This window comes from Mycobacterium riyadhense, from assembly GCF_963853645.1.
GTDB lineage: Bacteria > Actinomycetota > Actinomycetes > Mycobacteriales > Mycobacteriaceae > Mycobacterium > Mycobacterium riyadhense.
Window position 1 is genome coordinate 5,377,010 of sequence record NZ_OY970456.1, and the last position, 17,549, is coordinate 5,394,558.

Here is a 17,549-nt window from a genome sequence, read left to right on the forward strand (position 1 = left end):
ATCTCGCTTCCGAACCCATTCTCGACGGTTGCCGGCGCTGCTGGCCGTCTCCCACAGGGAGATTGCCAGGTCACAGTAGAAGTATGCCCGGTTGCAGACATCGACTGGTTTCGGTCAGGTATCCGTCGCAGCCAGCGCGTAGGCCGTGTCGACGCTGTAGGTCGTGAAACCCAGGCGTTGGTAGGTCCGCACCGCGGCTGCATTGTCGGATTCCACGTAGAGCATCACGGTGGGTTTGGCTGCATCGGCCAGCCGTCGTGCCAGCGACGCGAGCCCAATCGACGTCAACAACTGCCCCAGGCCGCGACCCTGTGCCGATGGGTCGACACCTAGGACGTAAACCTCACCCAGACCCGGGTGGTCGCGGTGCACTTTGGTCCAGTGGAAGCCCAGCAGCCTGGCGGGTTCGCCGGACCTGTCGTCGAAAGCCAGGAACAAACCCGCCGGGTCGAACCACGGTTCGCTGCGCCGCTCGGCCAGCTGAACTTCATCCCAGCCACCCTGTTCTGGGTGATGTGCGAAGGCGGCGTCGTTGACCCGCAGCAGCTCGGCGTCATCCGATGCGCCCGCGTAAGTGCGGACCCGCAGACCGTCGGGGATCGCCGGTTCGGAGATATCACGCAAGGGGCGTCGCATTTGCATCAGTTCGCGGACGGGGATCAGACCCAGCGCGGACGCGGTCGCCTGGGCGGGGGGCAGCGTGCCGTGCGCCCAGAACTGGTTGTGCCCGCCGGACTTGGCCAAGGCCGCTCGTACCATCCCGGCGCCGATACCACGACGTCTGGCCTGCGGCAGCACCACTAACTCCGCCATCGAGCCACCTGGACCGAGGTTGAGGTAGCCGATGATTGCGTTGTCGGAGTCAGCGGCCAGCAGATGCCCGGTGCGTTCGTGACCCAATTCCCGCAGCACCTGTTCCCCCACAGGCGCTACCCCATCGAATTCGGTTGCCGCCGTGATCAGCTCGCGCACGCCTTGCTGCTCATCGGCGGTCAATGCGGAGCGCCAGCCAGGCGTTGTCACTGACTGCGCAACGGGTCGACCAGCGGGTCATGGAGATCATCTCGCTCGGGTTCGTTGTCATCGTCGGTGTCGGGTTCTGATACTGGAGCTCGACCGCGCGCTGGCCGAACCGCCTTATATCCGACGTTGCGTACGGTGCCGATCAACGCTTCATGTTCGGGCCCGAGTTTGGCACGCAGTCGTCGTACGTGGACGTCGACGGTCCTTGTGCCGCCGAAGAAGTCATATCCCCATACCTCGTGCAGCAGCTGCGCGCGAGTGAACACGCGGCCGGCGTGCTGCGCCAGGTATTTCAACAGCTCGAACTCTTTGTATGTGAGGTCGAGGGGACGGCCGCGCAGCCGGGCGGTGTAGGTGCCTTCATCGATCACCAACTCGCCCAGGCTCACCTTGCCCACGCTTTCTTGGTCAGCTAAGCCTCCACGGCGCCCGACCACCAGCCGCAGCCTGGCGTCGATCTCGGCGGGCCCGGTAGTCGGCAGCAATATCTCGTCGAGCCCCCAGTCCGCGCTGACCGCCACCAGACCGCCTTCGCTCACCACCGCCAATACCGGGGCTGACCGGCCCGCTGTGCTCAACAGACGGCATAGACCGCGCGCGGCCGAGAGGTCATGGCGCGCGTCGACAAGCACCGCGTCGGCGTTTCCCGCCTCCAGCAGTGAGGAAGCCTCCGCAGGCGCTGTCCGCACAGTGTGAGGAAGCAGCGACAGCGAGGGCAAGACCGGCTCGGGATACAGCTCCGAGGTCAGCAGTAATAACTCCAACAAGCCCCTCCAGCGTCGTGGGAAAGGCATCTCCCAGATTCATCGCGCCACGTGACGTTAGCGGCCAGCTGATCTAACGATAACGTGCCACCTGGTCTTTGGCCCGGTGACGATGCGTTCCGCAACGGAACGCTGAGGAACCGGGCAATCAAGCTGGGCCCGGTGACGATGCGTTCCGCAACGGAACGCTGACTGTGAACCGGCGGCTTTGAGTGTGCACACAGGGTGGAAAATCCGCGATTCCTCCTCCCTAGACGCACGCTCAAAGCCATCAGCGCACACTCAAATCAGTAAGCGCCGACCCAGCCCGCTGATAGGCCACAATATGCGGATGCGCAAGGTGCTGATCGGTGTGACCGCCGCGACGATCGTCGCCGTCGTCGTCATCCTCGGCGCCGTCGGAGTCGACTTCGGCGCCAGCATCTACGCCGAATACCGGCTCTCGATCAGCGTGCGCAAGGCGGCAAATCTGGGGTCGGACCCCTTCGTCGCAATCCTTGGATTTCCGTTCATCCCGCAGGCGATGCGTGATCACTACGACGAGCTGGAAATCAAGGCCTTCGCCGTCGAGCACGCGACGGTCGGCAGCGCCACCCTCGAGGCCACCATGCACTCAATCGATCTGACCAATTCGTCCTGGCTCATCGGCCCCGATGCAAAGCTGTCGATGCGCGAACTGGAGAGCCGCATCATCATCGACTCCACGCACCTGGGGCGCTACCTGGGGATTAGCGACCTGATGGTGCAGGCACCGCCTCAGGAGAGCAACGACGCCACCGGCGGCACGACCGAATCAGGGATATCGGGCAGCAACGGCCTGGTATTCAGCGGCACTCCGAAATCGGCGAACTTCGATCGCCGGGTCAGCGTCTCGGTAGACCTGTCAATGGCTCCCGACGACCAGACCACCTTGGTGGTGACCCCCACCGGCGTGGTGACCGGGCCGGACACCGCAGACCAACCCGTTCCGGCTGACAAACGGGACGCCGTGGTGCACGCCTTCGCCGGCCGGCTACCGAACCAAAAGCTGCCGTTCGCGGTGGCTCCGAACACGGTGGGTGCGCGGGGCTCGGATGTCATCATCGAGGGCATCACCTACGGAGTCACGATCTCGCTCGACGGGTTCAAGCAGTCATGAGGGCCGCAGCAGTAGCCCGCTGTTGGCTTGATCACTATGTCATTGGGTAAGCTGACCGACGTGTCAGCTCGCACTCAGCCCCTGCGCACCAAGCGCCGCACAGCGGATTTGTGTCGCATCGCGGGCTGTTGTTGTTGCTGTTGCTGTAGCCGCTGATTAGCCGCGCCCATCCACGCAGCACTCGGAGCCTATCCTGACGTGTTTCCCGTTCCGTGTAACAGGCGCATTCACACGCTTTAGCCAGACGAATCGAAAGGACCAAAACCATGGCACGCTCCGATGTCCTGGTCTCCGCCGACTGGGCTGAGAGCAACCTCGACGCCGCCAATGTCGTCTTCGTTGAGGTGGACGAGGACACGAGCGCCTACGAAGGCAGCCACATCACCGGCGCGATCAAGCTGGACTGGCGCACCGATTTGCAGGACCCGGTCAAACGCGACTTTGTCGACGCCCAGCAATTCTCCAAGCTGCTCAGCGACCGCGGCATCTCCAACGACGACACCGTGATCCTGTACGGCGGCAACAACAACTGGTTCGCGGCCTACGCCTACTGGTATTTCAAGCTGTACGGCCATCACAAGGTCAAGCTGCTCGACGGCGGCCGCAAGAAATGGGAGCTCGACGGACGCCCGCTGTCCAGCGACCCCGTCAGCCGGCCCGCGACCTCCTACACCGCGGCCGCACCGGACAACTCGATTAGGGCGTTCCGCGACGAAGTCATCGCCGCCATCAACGTCAAGAACCTGGTCGACGTGCGCTCCCCCGACGAGTTCTCCGGCAAGATCCTGGCGCCCGCGCACCTGCCGCAGGAACAAAGCCAGCGACCCGGGCACATCCCAGGCGCGATCAACGTGCCGTGGAGCAAGGCCGCCAACGAAGACGGCACCTTCAAGTCCGACGAGGAGCTGGCCAAGCTCTACGCCGACGCCGGTCTGGATGGCACCAAGGAAACGATTGCCTACTGTCGAATCGGGGAACGGTCATCGCACACCTGGTTCGTTTTGCAGGAGCTGCTCGGGCATAGGAATGTCAAGAACTACGACGGCAGTTGGACGGAATACGGCTCCCTCGTGGGTGCCCCGATCGAGTTGGGAAGCTGATATGTGCTCTGCGCCAAAGCAAGGACTGACGTTGCCCGCCAGCGTCGACTTGGAGAAGGAAACGGTGATCACCGGCCGCGTGGTGGATCGCGACGGGCAAGCCGTCGGCGGCGCGTTCGTGCGCCTGTTGGACTCGTCCGACGAGTTCACCGCGGAGGTCGTCGCGTCGGCCACCGGTGATTTCCGGTTCTTCGCCGCGCCGGGATCTTGGACGCTGCGCGCGCTGTCGGCGGCCGGCAACGGTGACGCCGTGGTGAAGCCGTCGGGCGCTGGCATCCACGAGGTAGACGTCAAGATCGCCTGACAGGCTAAGTCCGGCCGGTCCCCGGAAGCCATCTCCGGCGAATAGACTCGTCGCCGTGGTGCTGTTCTTCGAGATCATGCTGGTCCTAGCGACCGTGGTCATCGCGTGGTTTGCGCTGTATGCGCTGTATCGGCTTATTACCGACGAGTCGTGACCCCTGACGACCCCCCGGGTTCCGGCGATCGTGCAGTCGCCGCTGCCGCCGAACGCGCCAAGATAACCGCAACCCGCAATATCCCCGCCTTCGACGACTTGCCGGTCCCCACCGACACCGCGAACCTGCGCGAAGGCGCCAACCTGAACGACGCGCTGCTGGCACTGCTGCCGCTGGTGGGTGTATGGCGCGGCGAAGGCGAGGGCCGCGGCCCCGACGGCGACTACCGATTCGGCCAACAGATCGTCGTGTCGCACGACGGCGGCGACTATCTGAACTGGGAAGCCCGGTCCTGGCGGCTCAACGAGTCGGGCGACTATCAAGAACCGGGTCTACGCGAGACGGGCTACTGGCGTTTCGTCAGCGATCCCGACGACCCGAGCGAGTCCCAGGCGATCGAGTTGCTGTTAGCGCATTCGGCCGGTTATGTCGAATTGTTCTACGGGCGGCCGCGGACCCAGTCGTCGTGGGAGCTAGTGACCGACGCGCTGGCCCGGAGTCGGTCAGGCGTGCTGGTCGGCGGGGCCAAACGGCTCTACGGCATCGTCGAGGGCGGAGACCTCGCCTATGTCGAGGAACGCGTCGATGCCGACGGCGGATTGGTGCCGCACCTATCGGCGCGGCTGTCGCGGTTCGTCGGATAGCCGGAGTAGCCCGGCCGATGTTGCCTTCGGCCGGTGATTCTGCCTACTGTTCGACGTCCGAGCAGCCGATGTCCGACGAAAGGAAGTCGACGGATGCCGCGTACCAGGACAACTCCGCCCGTGGCGCGGTGGACCGTGTCCGCAATTGGGCTGGTGTTGCTCGGCTACTTGGCCGCGCTGGCGCTACAACCCCGAATCCTCGACGTGCTGCCGCCGTGGCTGGCGTGGTTCGGGCGCCCGGGGTCGATGCCAACGCTCGGGATTGTGGTGGTCGTGCTTATCGCGGTGTGTGTGCTGACCTTTCGGTCGGACGGCAGCCACCGATTGGTGGGTGTTTCGTTCACCGTGATTGCAGTCCTCATCACTATGAGCGCGGTGCTGGGCCTTAGCTCGTATTGGTCGTGTCACGACGCAAACCATCCGGCGTTTTTCACCCCGCTGATGGCAACCGCCCAGCTGGTCAAGGGTGGCATTGGCGACTATTCGCTGAGCGGACGAACCTGTCCCAACCCAACCCCGGTCGGTCTGGAGCTGGCACGGATAGCGGCGTTGTCGGCAATCTTCACCGGCTTGGGCGGTGTCGTGGTGGGCGTCTTCCGGTCCCAGGTGGACCGGCTCCGGGCCAACCTTGCCGACTCCGTCACCGCCATCGTGGGTATCGACAACGACACCCAAGCAATAGTCAGTGGCGTCGCACACACGCTGGACCGACGCAGCACGTTGGTCGTCATCACCAGCGCCGGCGACGACCGCGTACAGCGGGCGCGCCGGCAGGGTGCCCGGGTGGTGTTGGTGGATTTCAACACGCCGTCGAGCCTGGTGTCGCTACGGCTGTGGCGCCACCTCGGACGTTTGTATCTGATGGCGCCCGACCCGGCGACCAACCTGTTGTGGCTAGACCTGATCAGCCGTCGACTGGCCGAGGTCGGCACCAAACAGCGGTTACCCCTCATCGTGCGCATCGATGACCCGTGGTTGGCCGAGGCGTGGCGTGCCCAACAATTCGGCGGATCCGACACCCGGTGGGCGGCCGATGTGGTCGGCAAGTACGAGATAACCGCCGGCCGGCTGCTCGACAGCATCATCGCGGCAAGGACCATTCAACGTGTGTTCGTATGCGGCACTTCGCAATTGACGCTTGCTTTGTGTGCGGATCTAACCCGTCGCGCCCTGGAACGTGATTTCTACAGCCCACCCGGACAGCCCCCGTTGCCGGCGCTCACCCTGGTCGAACGAAATGCCGACGAGTACCTGGAAGATCACGAGTTTTACCGGCAGCAAGCGGGATTCGTGTCGGATGGACCGACGATCGACGCGGTGACGGAAGCGCCGACGGTCCCGACCATGCTGCGTCTGCTCGGCGATGTTGACCCGCTAACCAGCGCCGTGATTCTGGTCGACAGCAACGCCTCAACGACGGGTACCAGGTTGGCCGCGCGCTTCCCCGACATGCCGGTCTACGCCTGGGATCTCAACGCCCATGCGGCCGACGAGGATTCGTCGCAGATCGTCGGCCTGCTGCAGACCTACAGCCTGGCGCTGGACACCCGCGAAGGCCAGATCCAGGATGCGTGGGAGCGCGCGGCCAGGCTGATCCATGAGCGTTATGTCGCGACGGTCGACCCGAGTTGGCCGCGGGGCCCGGCGGCGGTGCCGTGGACCGAACTCGACGAGTTCTATCGCGGGTCGAACCGGCGTCAGGTGCGCAATGCGCTGTGGATGGTCGAACAGATCGCCGGACATACCTGGAACACCTGGGGCAGCCCCCCGGCGCAACTGTCTGGGAGCGACATGGCGGATTCGCCGCCGCTGGAGCAGCTGGCTCTGATGGGCTTCGACCACTACTCCGCGCTGAGCATGGCGAAGGCAGAACACGAGGACTGGTGTCGCTACTACCGCCGCAACGGCTGGAAATACGGTACGCCCCGCGATGACTCGCGCAAGATTCACGACAAGCTGGTGGATTGGTCCGTGGTTGAAAGCAATCCGGATCTGCTCAACGCCGCGATACGCAGCTTGGCAGCCACGCTGTGGAGCCTGCGTCAACTCGGCTATCGATCACGTCCCCTATGGCAATCGTTCACCAGGGTGGGAACCGTTGTCGCGGAACAACGAAACGTTCCGTGGACGTGGGAGTCGGATTCCGGTCACACCATGAAAGCCGACGCCGGAGACTGGGCGGTCCAGGTAGACGGAAAAGTTTGGTCGGTGCGCGACGATATCTTCCGCGACACCTACGAGCCGGTCGGCGACGGGAAATGGCGCAGAAAAGGGCGGGTCCAAGCGCGGCCAGCGCTTGCGGGCGAAACGATCAACACGCTGGAGGGTCCCACGGTCGCAGCCGATGGCGACTGGGTGGTGCGCGGCGTTGACGGCGAACAATGGCCGGTTCCCGGTAAAGAGTTCGCCGAGCGTTACGCGGAATTTCACCCGCCCGCGGACGCCCACGCCGCCGACGGCGGCTGACCCGATTGCTGCGGATAACACCATGCGCTACCGTCGCAGCACGGATTTGCCGTGTTAGCTCCTGCGTCTCAGTTGAGGAGACCAAGAATGGCCATATTCATCAGCTACTCGAGCCAAGACAGGTCGTCGCTCGAAGCCCTGACGACCGCGCTGAAGCGTGCTCAGCAACAGGTCTGGTTCGACCAAGAGTTGGGCGGTGGCGACGCGTGGTGGAACGCGATCCTGGAGCAGATCCGGTCCTGTGAGGTATTCATCGTCGCGCTGTCTAACAACTGGCTACAGTCCAAGCCCAGTCAGGCGGAGTTGCGCTACGCGCAGGCCCTGAATCGGCCGATCCTTCCCGTCAAGGTGGGACCGGTCGACAGCGTTCGGGTTAACCCCGTCTCGACGCTGCAGATCATTGACTACCAGAAACCGACCGTTGATGCCGGCATTCAACTGGTCACTGCGATCCATGCGCTACGCGACAAGGCTGGGCCGCTTCCGTCGCCGCTGCCGGATGAGCCACCGGTGCCGTTCGGCTACATCATGCGGTTGGGCAACACCCTGTCGGAGAAGGAACTCAGCCCGCAGCAGCAGCTCCAATTGTTGGTGGAGCTGCGATCCGGGCTCGATGAGGACGGCGACGACCCCAGCGCGCGAAGCGACATCGCCCAGCTGCTGCGCATGCTGCGCATGCGGCACGATGTCACCTACCGCACTCGGAGCGAAATCGACAACGTGCTGGCCGAGATCGACGCCAAAGACAAACCGACAGCGGGCCCGTCGCCAACTCCCGCCGCCAAGACAGAACCGCAGCCGCCCGCGGGCGCAGGCACCGCGCCGGCGACGCCGCCGCGCCCACCCGCGGGGCAACGCCTCTCGCCCACGCCGCCAAGTGCCACGGCCGGCGGTGGATTGAATAAGCGGCTGCTGATCATCGGCGGTGCCGCCCTGGCCGCCGTCGTGGCGATCGTGCTGGTCGCGGTCTTCGCCACTCAGGGAGGGGGCGGGCAGAAGCCGGCTGCAAAGGCCGGCGGCTCGGCGGCCGCGGCGCCGGCCTCGTCATCGCGCATCGAGTCGGTCCTGCTCGGCGCGGACGAGATCGGCACCATTTTGGGCGACCCGAACATGGAATCCTCAGGACGCGGCGATCAGCTGCGCGCGCAGCAGGGAACGCTGTCAAACCCCGACTGTCTGGGGACTTTCGAGCCGCTCGAGGAGAGCCTGTATCGGCCCTACGGGCCCACCTCGGTGCGCAGCGAGGTGCTCAAGACGGCGGGAAGCGACGCGGGTCACCGGGTGGTCGAAGCCGCGGCGATCTTCCCGTCGGCCGAGAAGGCTCGTGCGTTCGTCGAGGCGTCGGCGGAAAAATGGCGGGCGTGCGCCAACCAGACCGTCAGGTTCAGCAGCTCGGGCAAAGCGGCCGAGTGGAACGTCGGGGAGGTAACCGGGGGCGCACCGACGATCACGCAAGTGCGCACACTGGCCGATGGCAGCGGCCGGACCTGCCAGCATGCGCTGAGCGCGGTGGATGATGTCGTCATTGACGTCCAGGCCTGCGGGCCGGATATCACCGACGGAGCCGGCAAGATTGCCGAGCAGATGGGCAACAAGGCCAAGAAGTAGCCGCCGTCGGTCGTGCAGACATGGAACGGCCCAGCGTGGCTGCAGTCTCAGCGATCGCTGACGATGGCGGCGTCCACCAGTTCGGCGAACGCCGCGGCGATCGGGGCAGGCGGCAATCGCCGGCCGTCAAGCGTATGCACGCGGGCAGCTAGGGTCATGCTCGAGATCAACCAGATTCCCTGGGCCTCAAGGAGATCCGCGATCCGTAGCGCTCGGTAGTCGCAGTCGTAGCCCTTGGCGCGGGCGACCTCGAACAGCGCCTGTTGTGTGGTGCCCCGCAGAATCGGGTACCACGGCGGCGGGGTCAGTAGGCAGGGGTTGCCGCCCGCCCGGTCGTCGCTGTCGGTGGCGATCACCACCGTCGAACGTGGGCCTTCCAGTATGTAGCCGTCCGAGCTGACGAAAATCACGTCGCCGGCGCCCCGTCGGGCGGCGTGGCGCAGCACGGCCATGTTCACCGCGTAGGACAGTGTCTTGGCGCCGGCCATCAACCAGGGCATCGAGTCGACCCCGACGGCCGGCAACCCGCGATTCAGCGTGATCGCCGATATGCCATCGCGCCGGACGGTAGCCACCCGCTCGGGGACCGGGCTGACCATCACGTACGCCGTCGGCGCCGAACCGCTCTCGCGGCCGCGGCTGTAGATCAGTCGCATCGCACCTTCGTCATTGGTACCCCTTACCCAGCGCCGTGCGGCCACGTCGATCGCGTGCCGCCAGCTTCGGAGGTCCGGTTCCGGCAGATCCATCAGTTTGGCTGATTGAGTCAGCCGCTGCAGGTGCGGCTCCACCAGGCAGGCGGCGCCGTCGCGCACCAGCAGCGTCTCGAAGACACCATCGCCGCGCACCGCGGCCAGGTCGTCGGCGTACAGCAAAGGCGTTCCCGACTCGAGGATGTCGCCGTCGAGCGTGACCACCACACCAGCCATGAATGACGAGCCTAATGGCCGGCCGTGACCGCCGGACGTGGTGCGCAGCTCCGTAGAGTTGTTGTGTGACCCCCGCCGGCGACGATATGGCGCGCAGCGACAAAATCGGTGAGGAGAAGCGGCGCAAATGACAGCAGTTCCTGCCCCGAATCCCGGACCCGACGCGGGTGCGATCTGGCATTACGGCGATCCCCTGGGCGAGCAACGGGCGGCAGACACCGATGTCGTGCTGGTGGACCGCTCGCATCGAGCCGTACTCACGCTGACCGGTAGCGACCGGCAGACCTGGCTGCACAGCATCTCCACACAACACGTCAGCGCACTGCCGGACGGCGCCAGCACACAGAATCTCAGTCTCGACGGCCAGGGCCGAGTCGAGGACCACTGGGTACAGACCGAGCTAGGGGGCACCACCTATCTCGATACCGAGCCGTGGCGGGGTGAACCGCTGCTGGACTACCTCCGCAAGATGGTGTTCTGGTCCGACGTCACCCCAGGCAGCGCGGACATTGCGGTGCTGTCGCTCCTGGGCCCGCGGTTGGCGGACCGGCCCCTGCTTGACGCACTGGGCTTGGCTGCACTGCCCACGGAGACGACGGCCGTGCCACTGGATGGTGGTTTTGTGCGCCGGATGCCGGGCTCGCCTGCCGGCCAAATAGAACTGGACTTGCTGGTGTCCCGCAAAGAGTCGACCGACTGGCAGCAACGGCTGACGCGGGCAGGCGCGCGGCCGGCCGGTGTGTGGACCTACGAAGCGCACCGGGTATCGGCCCTGCGGCCGCGACTGGGCGTGGACACCGACGAACGCACCATTCCCCACGAAGTGGGTTGGATCGGCGGTCCGGGTGAAGGCGCCGTCCATCTCGACAAGGGTTGCTATCGCGGGCAGGAGACCGTCGCCCGGGTGCACAATCTTGGCAGGCCGCCCCGAATGCTGGTGTTGCTGCATCTCGATGGGTCCGCCGATCGGCCGTCCACCGGTGACGCGGTCCTGGCCGGCGGTCGCACAGTCGGACGGCTGGGAACGGTGGTCGAGCACATCGACCTGGGTCCGGTGGCATTGGCCCTGGTCAAGAGGGGCTTGCCGGCGGACACCGCGTTGGTGACGGGTCCGGAAGCCGACGTCGCCGCGGTGATCGACATCGAGTCGGTGCCACCCGCCGACGACGTGGGCGCCGGACGGCTGGCCGTCGAGCGGTTGCGCGGACAAACCCGATAGCGTCCACACGGCAGGCAGGCCGCACCCACGCCCACCCACAAGGCACGGTAAACTAGCGACAGGACAATAACGACACTAAGAGATCGGAGCCGCCTCCTCGTAGGCCGCTCCGTTATTTCGCGAGGGGGTTCCCCCATGGGCCGCGGCCGGGCTAAGGCAAAGCAGACCAAGGTTGCTCGAGAACTGAAATACAGCTCCCCCCAGACCGACTTCCAGCGGCTTCAACGCGAGCTGTCAGGGACGAGCACCGACGAATCAGACCGGGTGGACGGCGACAACCCCGACGATGCTTGGTACGACGAGGACGACTGGCGCCGTTAGAACTGTTTGCCCACTTTAGGGCCGGTTCTTAGAATCTCGGGTGCTGCCCGACCAGCTTGGCCCGCGGGCCTGCCTTTCCGCCCTTGCAAACGGTCCCCAGAACCCAGCAGTTCAGGTGCCGCGCGGTCAGTATCGCCAAGGCGCGGTCGGTGTCTTCGGGGGCGACCACAGCGATCATGCCGACGCCCATATTGAACGTCTTTTCCATCTCGGCCCGCGTGACCCGGCCACGCTGCGCAATCATGGCGAACACCGGGGCGGGTGTCCAGGTGCCGCGGTCTACCTCGGCGACCAGCCCGTGCGGGATGACACGCTCCAAGTTGCCGGCCAGCCCACCGCCGGTGACGTGACAAAACGTACGGACATGCGTCTCGGCGGCCAGCGCCAAACAGTCCTTCGCGTAGATCCTGGTGGGCTCCAGTAGTTCTTCGCCCAGGGTGCGACCGAACTCCTCCACGTATCCAGCCAGGTTCATCCGGTCGATCTCCAGCAGAACCGCGCGGGCCAGCGAGTAGCCGTTGGAATGGAGACCGGACGACCCCATCGCGAGGATGACGTCACCGGGCTTGACGCGGTCGGGCCCGAGGATGTTGTCGGCCTCGACCACGCCGACGCCGGTGGCCGAGAGGTCGTAATGGTCCGGTTCCATCAAGCCAGGGTGTTCAGCGGTCTCGCCGCCCAGCAATGCGCAGCCGGCGCGCACGCAGCCCTCGGCGATGCCGCTGACGATCGCGCTTAGTCGCTCGGGCACCGTTCGGCCGACGGCGATGTAGTCCTGTAAGAACAGCGGCTCGGCGCCGCAAACCACCAGATCATCGACCACCATAGCGACCAGGTCGAGGCCGACGGTGTCATGCTTGTCCATCGCTTGCGCCACCGCGAGCTTCGTGCCAACACCGTCAGTGGAGGCTGCCAGCACGGGTTCGCGGTAGCCACCGCGCAGGGCGAACAATCCGGCGAATCCGCCTAGCCCGCCGCGCACCTCAGGTCTGGTGGCCTTGGTGGCTAGCGGCTTGAACAACTCGACAGCGCGGTCACCGGCTTCGATATCCACCCCGGCAGAGGCGTAGGTGATGCCCTGGTTGCTCGAACTTCGTCCGGAGGTTTCAGAGCTATCTAGGGGTTCCATCATCGCGATAAAGGCTACCGGGCCGCGCGCACCGCCGGTATCAGCAGCCGCTGCAGTCATACCGACCGCTTACGGCAGCCGTTCGTCAGTGCCGAACTGGGACTTCATCGGCAGCCAGATCACCCAGCGCGGCGCCGCGAGCCGCATTAGCGAGCATGTGCTCGATGACGTTCTTGCCCAGTGCGGTCTCGCCGGGCAGCTCGATCGGGTACGCGCCGTCGAAGCAGGCCGTGCATAACCGTGAGGCGGGTTGCTCGGTCGCGGCGATCAGACCACGCAGCGAAATGTAGCCCAACGAGTCGGCGTTTATGGCATGCCGGACCGCCTCGAGCATCTCCCCCTCGTCTTCGACTGCGTTGGCGATCAACTCAGCCGGCGACGGGAAGTCGATGCCGTAGAAGCATGGCCACTTCACCGGCGGTGAAGCGATTCGCACATGCACTTCGAGGGCACCGGCCTCGCGCAGCATTCGCAGCAGGGCGCGCTGGGTGTTGCCCCGCACGATCGAGTCGTCGACGACGATGAGCCGCTTGCCGCGGATCACCTCTTTGAGCGGGTTCAGCTTCAGCCGGATGCCGAGCTGCCGGATCGTCTGTGACGGCTGGATGAATGTGCGTCCGACATAGGCGTTCTTCATCAAGCCCTGCCCATAGGGAATGCCGGACTCCTGCGCGTATCCAACCGCGGCCGGGGTGCCAGACTCCGGCACGCCGATCACCAGGTCGGCATCCACCGGGCATTCACGAGCCAACCGACGACCGATCTCCAGCCGAGAGGCGTGCACCGACCGGCCGGCGATCGTGCTGTCGGGCCGGGCCAGGTAAACGTATTCGAAGACGCAGCCTTTCGGCGTGGGGTTAGCGAACCGCGTGGAACGCACCCCGTCGGCATCGATCGCGAGCAACTCTCCGGGCTCGATGTCACGAACAAACGAAGCGCCGACGATGTCGAGCGCGGCCGTTTCGGAGGCCACCACCCAGCCGCGATCCAGCCGTCCCAGCGACAGCGGCCGGACCCCATGCGGATCGCGGCAGGCATACAACGTGTTTTCGTCCATGAACGTCAGGCAGAACGCTCCGCGAACCGTCGGCAACAAATCCAGCGCCGCCTGCTCCAGCGTGGAATCGGCGGCCCCATGGGCCAGCAGCGCGCCGAGGATGTCAGAGTCAGTTGTCGCCGGGGCCGGGCAGCGCGTGGCGATCAAACCCGCATCGCGTGCGCGGGCCGCTAGCGCAGCCGCGTTGACCAGATTCCCGTTGTGTCCCAACGCAACCCCGGTGCCGGCGGCGGTGTTGCGGAATACGGGTTGGGCGTTTTCCCACGTCGTGTCGCCTGTCGTCGAGTACCGGCAGTGTCCGATGGCGACGTGGCCCTGCATGGCCGCCAAAGTCTGCTCATCGAACACCTGGCTGACCAGGCCGAGATCTTTGAAGACCAACACCTGGGATCCGTCGGCGACCGCGATTCCCGCGGCTTCCTGGCCGCGATGCTGCAACGCGTACAGGCCGTAGTAGGTGAGCTTGGCGACATCTTCACCGGGGGCCCAGACCCCGAATACACCACACTCTTCCCGGGGTGAGTTCAGGTCCTGCTCGGGCTGCTGGACGGTCACGGTTTGGCGGCTCCCTGGGGCGCGATTGGTGACGATATGGAGTCTACGGGCACCATGGCCCCGTCGCCGAATCAAACGCGCGTGTTAGCACCGGACAACTGCCCATTGCCCACAAAACCGCAGTTCAACCCCCTATTTCAGGTCAGATCCACAAGCGGCAACCAATGCTGGATTTCGCGGGCTCGGGACCCGGAAAGGGTCAACGCCCCCGTCTGCGTCGCCTCAGCCAGCCGCAGCAGGCCGGTGGCTAGCAACAGCCACGTCCGCGGATCGGTTTCCACGACATTGGGCGGGGTGCCGCGGGTGTGCCTTGGCCCGAACACGCACTGCACCGCGACAAACGGCGGAATTCGGACTTCCACGCTGGCGCCGGGGGCCAGCGCAGCGAGACTGCGCGCGGTGAGCCGCACCGCCGTCGCCAGAGCGTCCCGGTCGGGCGCCGGAGACTTTTCGTCGCGCAGCCAGTCCGCGATTGCCAACACGGACTGGCGAGTGGTTGCCGGATCGGTCTTATTGCGGGTGCCCATAGCTTAGGGTCTCAGAATCATGGAGCGTCGCCGTCTGCGAAGTCGGCCACCGTACCGAACCATCGGGCTGATTGCGCTGATGGTGTTGCTGCTCGCCGGTACGGCGTTGTACTGGCAGTTTCGGGGGAACTTCACCCCGAAGACGAAATTGACGATGAGAGCTCCGCGGGCTGGTTTGGTGACGGATCCGGGCGCGAAGGTCACCTACAACGGCGTGCAGATCGGCCGGGTGGCCAGCATTTCGGAGATTGCGCCCGACGGCGTGCCAATGGCTCAACTGGTGCTGGATGTGGATCCGAAGTACCTCAGCTCGATTCCGACCAATGTGGTCGGCGAAATCAAGGCCACCACCGTCTTCGGCAACAAATATGTGTCCCTGAAATCCCCGGAAAACCCTGCACCACAACACGTCACATCGTCGACGACGATCGATGCGACAAGGGTGACAACGGAGTTCAATACGTTGTTCCAGACGCTGACCTCGATCGCCGAGAAAGTCGATCCGGTCAAGGTCAATTTGACGCTCAGCGCGGCCGCTCAGGCCCTCAGCGGGCTGGGCGACAAGTTCGGCACCGCCCTGCTTAACGGCAACGTGACCCTTGATGAAGTGAACCCGCGGATGCCGCAAGTCCGCCACGACATAGCGCAGCTAGCGGCTCTGGGCGACATCTACGCCTACGCCGCACCCGACCTGTGGGATGCGCTGAACCACGCGGTGCCCACGGCACAGTCCGTCAACCGCCAGCGGGATGATTTGGACGCGGCGTTGCTGGCGGCGGCCGGATTGGGCAATACCGGCTCCGATGTCTTCGGGCGGGCCGGGCCATATCTGGCGCGGGGGGCGGCCGATCTCGTTCCCACCGGCCAGCTGCTGGACGAGTACAGTCCCGAGATTGTCTGCACCATCCGCAACTACGACGAAGTGGCGCCTAGGATACGCAAGGCACTCGGCTTTAACGGATATGCGCTGGGGGCAGCCTCGTCGGGCGCCATCTCGGGCGCGCCTAATCCTTATATATGGCCGGAAAACTTGCCCCGGATGAACGCACATGGGGGACCCGGTGGGCGACCAGGATGCTGGCAAAAGATCACTCGCGACTTGTGGCCCGCTCCGTTTCTGGTAATGGACGTCGGCGTGAGCTTGGCACCGTACAACCACTTTGAAGTCGGTTCACCGGTCGTCAACGACTACGTGTGGGGCCGCCAGGTAGGCGACAACACCATCAATCCCTGAAGATTGGCACATGACACTGCTGCCATTGCGGACGCTCGTTGCTGTGATTGGTGGCCTCCTGGCGCTCACGGGATGCACCGACGGACGTCCAGGTGCAACCAGGCCCGGCCCCGGATGCCCGATCCTGGCCGCCGATCCCGGATGGTATGGCGATAATCGAGACCGGATTGACGCCATGATTAGGCAACTGGGCACCTGCGGTAAGGCCGGATCCGTCACCAACGGCGCCCCTTTGGCGTTGTTCGACTGGGACAACACGATGGTGCGAAACGACATCGGCAACGCGACATTCTTCTGGATGGTGCGCAACTCCAAAATCCGTCAACCCGCCAACCGGGACTGGACCACCACCAGCGCATACCTCACACCGCGAGCCGCCGCTTCGCTGGCCGCCGCCTGTGGCGAACTCGCCGATCCCGGCCAGCCGTTGCCCACCGGCGCCAACGCTGGATGTGCGGACGAGCTGGTGTCGGTCTACACCAACCGCGAGACCCGCTCAGGGGCAACAGCATTCGGCAACTTCAATCATCGCCGCATGCAGCCCTCCGATGCCTGGGCAGCGCAACTGCTGGCCGGCTGGAGCGAGACGGAGGTAACCGGATTCGCCGCTGCGGCCCGCCAGGAGAATCTGGACGCCCCCGAGAAGGCCGAGCAGACGGTTGGCACATCCCACCAGATCGGCTGGGTGCGTTACTACGCACAGATGCGAGATCTCGTCGCAACCCTGCAGGCCAATGGATTCGACGTGCGTGTCGTCTCCGCCTCGGCCGAGCCGATCGTCCGGCTCTGGGCCGCTGACGTCGGTATCGCCGCCGACCGCGTGATGGGTGTTCGCACCGTATACGACGGCGACGTCCTGACGGCGCGCCTAGCGACGTGCGGCGGTGAGCCATCGATCCCCTACAACGAAGGCAAGCGCTGCCGGGTCAATGAGCAGGTGTTCGGCGTGCCCGACGCGGCGGCATTCCAGCAACTGCCACAGGGTCGGCGCCAGGCGTTCGGCGCTGGCGACTCCGACGGCGATGTGACCTTCATCTCGGACGCCACCGCATTGCGGCTGGTTCTCAATCGCAACCAGATCGAGCTGATGTGCCGGGCCTACGCCAACTCCGACGGCCGGTGGCTGGTCAACCCGACATTCATCCAGGCGCTTCCGATGAGCCCGCCGTATCCGTGTGCTACCCAGGGTTTCGACGAGCCCGACGGCGGCCAGGGACCGCTGTTGCAACCCGACGGCAGCATCGTCCCCGACCAGCCCGACCGGGTATACTGACCATGACGCACATGCAACGGGCACGTTTACAGAAGATGTCGAAGACACGCTAAATCTGCTGTGCTGCAAGCATTATCAACATACCGCACAACTTCATGTGAAGT

16 protein-coding genes are annotated in these 17,549 nt (G+C 65.0%); 10 read left to right on the forward strand and 6 right to left on the reverse strand.

Features of this window, described 5'->3' with window-relative positions; all coding sequences use genetic code 11:
* Positions 1–114: 114 nt before the first annotated feature.
* Both mshD and AADZ78_RS23705 read right to left on the reverse strand, forming a co-directional pair.
* Positions 115–1,023, reverse strand: coding sequence for a mycothiol synthase (gene mshD, locus AADZ78_RS23700; RefSeq protein WP_085249651.1), 909 nt, complete (start codon positions 1,021–1,023; stop codon positions 115–117).
* The gene (locus AADZ78_RS23705; RefSeq protein WP_139828579.1) at positions 1,020–1,790 is read right to left on the reverse strand and encodes a winged helix-turn-helix transcriptional regulator; all 771 of its coding nucleotides are present in this window, start codon (positions 1,788–1,790) and stop codon (positions 1,020–1,022) included. The genes mshD and AADZ78_RS23705 overlap by 4 nt, the downstream gene beginning before the upstream one ends.
* 322 nt (positions 1,791–2,112) lie before the next feature.
* On the opposite strand from AADZ78_RS23705, the gene lmeA reads away from it, so the two are divergent.
* The 6 genes from lmeA to AADZ78_RS23735 all read left to right on the forward strand — a co-directional run bounded on the left by lmeA (position 2,113) and on the right by AADZ78_RS23735 (position 9,201).
* Positions 2,113–2,925, forward strand: a complete 813-nt coding sequence (gene lmeA / locus AADZ78_RS23710; protein ID WP_085249650.1) for a mannan chain length control protein LmeA — start codon at positions 2,113–2,115, stop codon at positions 2,923–2,925.
* 266 nt (positions 2,926–3,191) lie between these two features.
* Positions 3,192–4,025: a sulfurtransferase gene (locus AADZ78_RS23715; RefSeq protein ID WP_085249649.1), complete on the forward strand. Its 834-nt coding sequence runs from the start codon at positions 3,192–3,194 to the stop codon at positions 4,023–4,025.
* Between the two features lies 1 nt (position 4,026).
* Positions 4,027–4,329, forward strand: a complete 303-nt coding sequence (locus AADZ78_RS23720) for a DUF1416 domain-containing protein (protein WP_085249648.1) — start codon at positions 4,027–4,029, stop codon at positions 4,327–4,329.
* A 150-nt stretch (positions 4,330–4,479) separates the two neighbouring features.
* Complete coding sequence (locus tag AADZ78_RS23725) at positions 4,480–5,127, forward strand: FABP family protein (protein WP_085249647.1); 648 nt, start codon at positions 4,480–4,482, stop codon at positions 5,125–5,127.
* Between the two features lie 93 nt (positions 5,128–5,220).
* Positions 5,221–7,593, forward strand: a complete 2,373-nt coding sequence (locus AADZ78_RS23730) for a hypothetical protein (RefSeq protein ID WP_085249646.1) — start codon at positions 5,221–5,223, stop codon at positions 7,591–7,593.
* A gap of 87 nt (positions 7,594–7,680) precedes the next feature.
* The gene (locus AADZ78_RS23735; protein WP_085249645.1) at positions 7,681–9,201 is read left to right on the forward strand and encodes a sensor domain-containing protein; all 1,521 of its coding nucleotides are present in this window, start codon (positions 7,681–7,683) and stop codon (positions 9,199–9,201) included.
* A 47-nt stretch (positions 9,202–9,248) separates the two neighbouring features.
* On the opposite strand, the gene AADZ78_RS23740 is transcribed toward AADZ78_RS23735, so the two are convergent.
* Positions 9,249–10,121 carry an aminodeoxychorismate lyase gene (locus AADZ78_RS23740; RefSeq protein ID WP_085249671.1) on the reverse strand — a complete coding sequence of 291 codons (873 nt, stop codon included), beginning with the start codon at positions 10,119–10,121 and terminating at the stop codon, positions 9,249–9,251.
* A gap of 136 nt (positions 10,122–10,257) precedes the next feature.
* On the opposite strand from AADZ78_RS23740, the gene AADZ78_RS23745 reads away from it, so the two are divergent.
* Entirely contained in the window at positions 10,258–11,349 is a 1,092-nt protein-coding gene (locus AADZ78_RS23745) for a YgfZ/GcvT domain-containing protein (protein ID WP_085249644.1), read from the forward strand.
* Between the two features lie 135 nt (positions 11,350–11,484).
* On the forward strand, positions 11,485–11,670 hold the full coding sequence (locus AADZ78_RS23750) for a DUF3073 domain-containing protein (protein WP_085249643.1): 186 nt from the start codon (positions 11,485–11,487) through the stop codon (positions 11,668–11,670).
* A 28-nt stretch (positions 11,671–11,698) separates the two neighbouring features.
* Here the strand turns inward: AADZ78_RS23750 and purM are convergent, their stop codons facing one another.
* The 3 genes from purM to AADZ78_RS23765 form a co-directional block, all read right to left on the reverse strand.
* Complete coding sequence (gene purM, locus AADZ78_RS23755; RefSeq protein WP_372510546.1) at positions 11,699–12,799, reverse strand: phosphoribosylformylglycinamidine cyclo-ligase; 1,101 nt, start codon at positions 12,797–12,799, stop codon at positions 11,699–11,701.
* 85 nt (positions 12,800–12,884) lie between these two features.
* Positions 12,885–14,411, reverse strand: a complete 1,527-nt coding sequence (gene purF, locus AADZ78_RS23760; RefSeq protein ID WP_085249642.1) for an amidophosphoribosyltransferase — start codon at positions 14,409–14,411, stop codon at positions 12,885–12,887.
* 137 nt (positions 14,412–14,548) lie between these two features.
* Positions 14,549–14,938: a sterol carrier family protein gene (locus AADZ78_RS23765; RefSeq protein WP_085249641.1), complete on the reverse strand. Its 390-nt coding sequence runs from the start codon at positions 14,936–14,938 to the stop codon at positions 14,549–14,551.
* A gap of 19 nt (positions 14,939–14,957) precedes the next feature.
* Between AADZ78_RS23765 and AADZ78_RS23770 the strand changes: the two genes are divergently transcribed.
* Positions 14,958–16,172, forward strand: a complete 1,215-nt coding sequence (locus AADZ78_RS23770) for an MCE family protein (protein WP_085249640.1) — start codon at positions 14,958–14,960, stop codon at positions 16,170–16,172.
* A gap of 25 nt (positions 16,173–16,197) precedes the next feature.
* Entirely contained in the window at positions 16,198–17,445 is a 1,248-nt protein-coding gene (locus AADZ78_RS23775; RefSeq protein WP_085249669.1) for a haloacid dehalogenase-like hydrolase, read from the forward strand.
* The last annotated feature ends 104 nt before the right edge of the window (positions 17,446–17,549 follow it).